This window comes from Collinsella sp. An271, assembly GCF_002159695.1.
In the GTDB taxonomy this organism is placed as follows: Bacteria; Actinomycetota; Coriobacteriia; order Coriobacteriales; family Coriobacteriaceae; genus Collinsella; species Collinsella ihumii.
This window is the reverse complement of sequence record NZ_NFJE01000029.1, coordinates 1-2,724: the sequence shown is the minus strand read 5'-3', so window position 1 is coordinate 2,724 and position 2,724 is coordinate 1. Positions and strand designations below refer to the sequence as shown.

Genomic DNA, 2,724 nt, shown 5'->3' with positions numbered 1-2,724 from the left:
CCCGCGGGATGTTCCCGCGGGGCCCTCCCCTTTTTTGCGCACGGGGGCACTGGTCCCCTCTCGGGTCCTTAGATCTCGTTGGCCCTCTACGGGTTCGGGCCGAGCTCCCGGCAGCACTCGGTGATTGGCTTGCCGGAGGAGATGGCGTAGCCCCGGTTTTCCTGCGGAGTCCCCTTGCGTGTTTGCTTGCCGGGCTATGTCCCATGTTCCCTGCACCCCCTTTCGGGAGCTTTATAGATAGGGGTTCTCCAGGGTTCTGGATCCCCCTGACTCCCTGTCCGATAAAAGAGCGCACATCGAACCTCCTTCTTTCCTACGGCGAAAGCGCGCCCTCGCACCTTTAAGGAGGAGGGCAAAAGGCCATCACAGGCGAGTGCCGGTAGAATGGGCCCCTACAGCACGGGGGCGGGCCGCGGCAGATTCGCCAGACATCATCCGACGGCCCTATTCAGGGGCGAGCGAGACCGCGACGGGGCGCGTCATGGCGCTCCCACCCGGATAGCCAAGCTCAAGAGCAAGGGGGTGGCCTTCGGCCTTATCACCGGTGACGAGGCCGCCGACCGCCTCCCTGACTGCACGCTCTTCGAGCGCCGCGTCGGCTGCGAGCTCGAGGGCTGGTACGCCAGCCTCAACCTCGGCCAGCTCAAGCTCCTCGCCTAGCTCGACCGGGCTCCGCGCAACACGCTGCCGTCCATGACGCTCGACGTTGAGCGCTTCGCTAGCGCGAAGATCGTCCGCGAGGTCGCCGAGCGCCCTGACGCGGACGGTCGTCCGTCTTCTCCGGCCATCTTGCCGGCTTCAACTATAGACAGCGAAATCGGCGCGCCTGCGAGATCAAAGCGCTCTCCGAGGCGCGTGCTGCGGCGCGCCCGTCGAGAAGTACGCCTTGCCCGATGACATGCCCCTGTGGGTCTACCCCGAACCCGTTGCTTTATCAACTCCAGTTCATTTGAGCTGAGCGCCGGGGCGACCGGGGCATGCGTGGAGAATGCTTCCAACTACGTCAATCGAAGGCATTTAGGAGCGCTTCTGCTCGCCTTTCATGCGTGATCGACTGCTTCGTTCGCGCAGACACTGCGATCGACGCAAACGGCAGCGTCATGCGCGCCCCTGCCGACGCGGGAACCTCCCGCCGCGCGGCTCGGCGAACATGCGCGGCCCGCGCCTCCAGCAAATCGCTGCGCCGCACTACCTTCCCCCGCAGATCGTCCCCGAGGGTGCGAGCGGGAAGCGCACCAAGGCCGATATCGTGAAACCCGAGACCGGGATGCGGGCCGTCCCCGACGCGTTTCCCGACAATGACGCCGCCCGCTCGCCCTTTGTCTTCCCCATGGCTCTATTTGGCACATGGTCCTGAAGCTCCGAAATGGAGTCGCGCAGAGAAACCTTCAGGTTTTGTCGGGCGGGGTCTCGCAGGCGGTTCCGCCTAGTCTTTTAACCCAGCGTGAGAAATCCACAGGCTATGCCCGTGGTGCCAACAGCGGCTACGCCCCTGACGTTCTTCCGTAACGGGCGATCCCGCCCTGCGATGGAGGCGCGGCGGGCCGGCTGCGCCGTCCGGAAGGACGGGATCATATGGACAAGCATAGCTTATCGCACACGAGCCGGGGGCGCGCCTGCCGCATCGTGTGGATACCGAAGTACAGGAGGAGGGTCCTGTACGGGGAGACGCGAATGGAGGTCGGGGAGATACCGAGGGCGCTTGCGGAGCGCATGGACGGCGTCGAGATGGCGGGAGGGGTCCGCCTGCCCCGGCCACATCCACATATGCCTGAGGATCGCCCCCAAGCTGAGCGCCGGCGACGTCGTCGGGAAGCTGAAGGGCAAGAGCTCGATAATCCTGCACGAGAGGCACCCGGAATGGCGACGGGCCGCGGGCAGGGACCGGACTCTGCGGGCCAGGGGCCACTGCGCGAGCGCCGTCGGCCTGAACGGGTCGGTGATCAGGAGGTGCATCCGGAACCAGGAGGACGGCAGCCGGATCGAGTAGGTGACGGGGAGTCGCCGATCGGCGGCGTGACGTAACGGCCACCGGCCCGCCGCGGCCCCGCCGCCGTGGTAAAAAGCCCCTACGGGGCGATACTAAAGCCCCCGGCTATGCCGGGGGATGTTTACTATGACAAGCCATCGCCGAGAGGCGTGACGTCGCGGGTCCCGAGATCTCTTCCGGTGCCTGCTCCTTATTCCGGCCGGTCGGGCGCGCGCGGAAGCCCGCCAGCCGCCGCTCGCCAGGCAGGCTGATATCCGTAGGCTCTTGGCGCGGCGTGCGGGTTCGGACATGTCGTCGCGCGCCACCGAATCTCGGCTCCCCGCACGGGGCAGTCGGTCGAGGAGCCCTTGGATTCTTCGTTTCCGGGCGTTCCGCGGACTGCCCATAAAAGAGTCGTGAGCCGGTCCCGACGATGCGTTGAGGCGCGGGCCCTCGCGGCGGGAAGCGTATGTTCCCGGGCGCTACCCGGGCGCGCCCGCCGATCTCCCTAGTGTGATTCAACATGTCGGACAGGGAGGGCGGTCGGTCCCAGACTGCCGTAGGCGCCCCCCACCGTTCTAGGGCTCAGCAAGGGCGGCCACATGCGATCCATGAGGGCCCCCGAGCGCTCGCTGGGGTTCTGGTTAGCCGACCGCCCGGAGGCGCGCGCCCGCGTGGCGGCGCCCCGCGGGACATGGAGGAAATGTGGAGCGCCGGATTCCCGCCCCCGGGGCCGCCCGGTTCTGGCAATATAA

The 2,724-nt window shown here is 66.9% G+C and carries 1 protein-coding gene; it reads left to right on the top strand.

Annotation, left to right across the window (positions count from 1 at the left end):
• The first annotated feature begins 522 nt into the window (after nt 1-522).
• Nucleotides 523-660 (top strand): hypothetical protein, encoded by a 138-nt coding sequence (locus B5F74_RS12470; RefSeq protein WP_158095791.1) that lies wholly within the window; start codon nt 523-525, stop codon nt 658-660.
• Nucleotides 661-2,724 lie beyond the last annotated feature (2,064 nt).